General features: G+C 44.0%; 3 protein-coding genes and 1 tRNA gene. All 4 read left to right on the forward strand.

Going from position 1 to position 2841, the window contains the following annotated elements:
• The first annotated feature begins 16 nt into the window (after positions 1–16).
• A tRNA-Ser gene (locus ACO4PX_RS09735) sits at positions 17–104 on the forward strand.
• Positions 105–180: 76 nt separating this feature from the next.
• Positions 181–816: a DUF421 domain-containing protein gene (locus ACO4PX_RS09740; RefSeq protein WP_455025138.1), complete on the forward strand. Its 636-nt coding sequence runs from the start codon at positions 181–183 to the stop codon at positions 814–816.
• 229 nt (positions 817–1045) lie between these two features.
• Positions 1046–1330, forward strand: a complete 285-nt coding sequence (locus tag ACO4PX_RS09745; RefSeq protein ID WP_183683849.1) for a GNAT family N-acetyltransferase — start codon at positions 1046–1048, stop codon at positions 1328–1330.
• Entirely contained in the window at positions 1320–2438 is a 1119-nt protein-coding gene (locus ACO4PX_RS09750) for an FAD:protein FMN transferase (RefSeq protein ID WP_485572489.1), read from the forward strand. Before ACO4PX_RS09745 ends, ACO4PX_RS09750 begins: the two co-directional genes overlap by 11 nt.
• Positions 2439–2841 lie beyond the last annotated feature (403 nt).

Genomic DNA, 2841 nt, shown 5'->3' on the forward strand with positions numbered 1-2841 from the left:
TTTTTACAAAAAATCAGGAGATATACCCAAGTGGTTGAAGGGTCCGCACTCGAAATGCGGTAGGTCGGGAAACCGGCGCGAGAGTTCAAATCTCTCTATCTCCGGGATAGGCCGGGAAAGGAAAGCGCGTAGAGAGCATTTTTCTTTCCCGGCTTTTTTAAACGTTTAGGAGGCAAGAGGATGCAGGAATTCATTTTAGTAGCGGAAAAGTTATTTATCGGCTTTTTGGCTTTGATTTTTGTCATTAACATCTCAGGAAAAGGTAATCTGGCACCCAGTACAGCCTCCGATGCGGTGCAAAACTATGTATTGGGTGGTATTATCGGCGGTGTAATTTATAACGACAACATCAAGATCTGGGAGTATCTGGCGATACTGGCGATTTGGTGCGGTCTGGTTCTGCTTCTTCGCTACGTGAAGATGCACAACGTGAAAATGAAGCAGATCCTGGACGGTATTGCCCTTCCCGTAGTGGATGAGGGGGCTATTCTCTATGACAACTGTAAAAAGCTGGGACTTTCCGCCCATGATCTCTCCTTTAAATTACGAACCAATCGGGTATATTCCGTAACGGAGGTGAAAAGGGCTGTTTGTGAGCAGAACGGACAGTTAATTATCGTAAAATACGGAGAGGAAAATCCAAAATTTCCCCTGATTACCGATGGACACCTTCAGAAAAACATTCTGACCATTATCGAAAAAGACAAGGAATGGCTTCAAGAAGAATTGAAAAAGCAGGGCTATCAAAGCATACACGAAGTATATTTGGGAGAATATAATAAAGGAGAGCTTAAGTTATTTCCGTATAAATCATAGAGAATGCTAAAAATAGAAAAAAGCTTCTTTTCCATAATGCAGACTGGTTTAATCTGCGGGGAGAACAGTTCAGTTCTGTTGGAGGAAAGTGAAGCTTTTTTTTGTGAAGAAAAAATGTTATAGTAAACTAACTTTGTTACAGAAGACATCTTTATTTTTTCTTGTTGAAAAATGGATTTAAAGGCTAAACCGAAGAGCGGTTTTGCTGTTTTTTAGAAAGGAGCAGTTTATGGAATGGAAAATAGAGAAGCATCAGATTCGCTATGAAGAGGCCGGAAAAGTACTGGCGGAAATAACTTTTCCTTATTATATAGAAGAGGAAAAGGTCTATGAGTTTGACCATACCTTTGTGGACCCCTCTCTCCGAGGACAGGGGATTGCAGGAACCTTGGTGGAAAAAGCTATTGCAGAGGTTAAGGGACAGGGCGGAAAAATTCTTCCCACCTGCCCCTATGTAAAGACATGGTTTGCCCGTCACAAAGAGGAAGAGGGGATTTTGTATCGTGAGCACTAAAAAGACATTTCCTCATGCTTCTTTTTCTGTTTTACGCCTTCGAAAGTCCTGTCTTGCCCTTGGCGCTTGCCTTGTCCTCAGTGTCTGCCTTCTTCTTAGCGGCTGCGGAAAGAAGAATCGCTATCAGGACCAGTTTATGGATGTCTTTGATACGGTTTCTCTGGTCATCGGCTACGAGGGCAATGAAGGTGATTTTCAGAAAAACTTTAAGGCAGTGCATAAGCGCCTGCAGGAGCTCCATCAGCTTTTTGATGTGTATGACGATTATCCCGGAGTACAGAACTTAAAGTATGTGAATGAAAATGCCGGCACTGCTCCGGTAAAGGTGGATCCGGAGATAATGGCCTTACTGAAGTTCGGAAAGGAAATTTATGAAAAGACCGATGGAGAGGTAAATATTGCCTACGGGGCAGTGCTGCGAATCTGGCACGATTACCGGGAGGCAGGCATTGCCAATCCGGAAAATGCAAGTCTTCCGGAGGAAACTGCTCTTTTGGAGGCGTCCAAACATTGTAATATTGAGGATTTAATTTTGGATGAAGAAAACTCCACCGTGTATTTTCAAGATCCTGAGCTTAAGCTGGATGTAGGCGGTATTGCCAAGGGCTGGTCCGTGGAAAGGGCCGCAGAGCTTCTGGAAGAAGCCGGTGCCAAGCATTATTTACTGAATATCGGCGGAAACCTCCGGGCTATCGGAAAAAGAGGAGACGGAAAACGCTGGGTTTGCCCCGTGGAAAATCCCTTTTATGTGGATGGACAGGATGAAGAACAGTTTGCAGTAGCAGGAGAAATTGAAGATACTTCTTTGGTCACCAGCGGAGATTACGAGCGTTTTTATGTAGTGAACGGTAAGCGCTATGCCCATATCGTGGACCCGAGAACAGGGATGCCGGCTGACCGCCACCGTTCCGTAAGCATTTTGACCAAGGATTCCGGCCTTGCGGATGGGCTTTCTACGGCTCTTTTTATTCTGGATGTGGAAGAGGGAAAAGAGCTTCTGAAGAAGATTCAGGATAGCGGAGCGGATGTGGAAGCGATGTGGATTGAGCCGGATGGAACACAGGACTATACGGAGAATTTTTTGAGGCAAATATCGGCTGACAAGTGAAAGAAGTCTTTACAAGACTTCTTTTTTCTATTATACTTATGCGACACGCACGGAAGCGTGGAATTGAATCCGAAAACAAGGATTCGTGACGATAAGAGGTTTTTCTCATGTTTTTGATTTTGTGCAAAAAAAGCGGGATAAATCTTGCTTTCTACCCGGGGATATGGTATTTTAGTACAGCTGTGGCATGATAGCGTTGAAGGAAAAGATTACTATAGAAATGAAAGCAGTAATGTATAAGTTTCTACAGAGAGCTTTCTGGAGCGAATGTCAAGTTTTGAAACTGACGGCAGGTCACTGTACTACAATCTAAGCACCAAGCAGCGGGTGCGGCGTGTGTATTTTTAAAAGATACGCGCGGAAACGTGTACAGTCACCAACTTATCGTCAATAACCCGATAGG

Source organism: Oribacterium sp., from assembly GCF_057249185.1.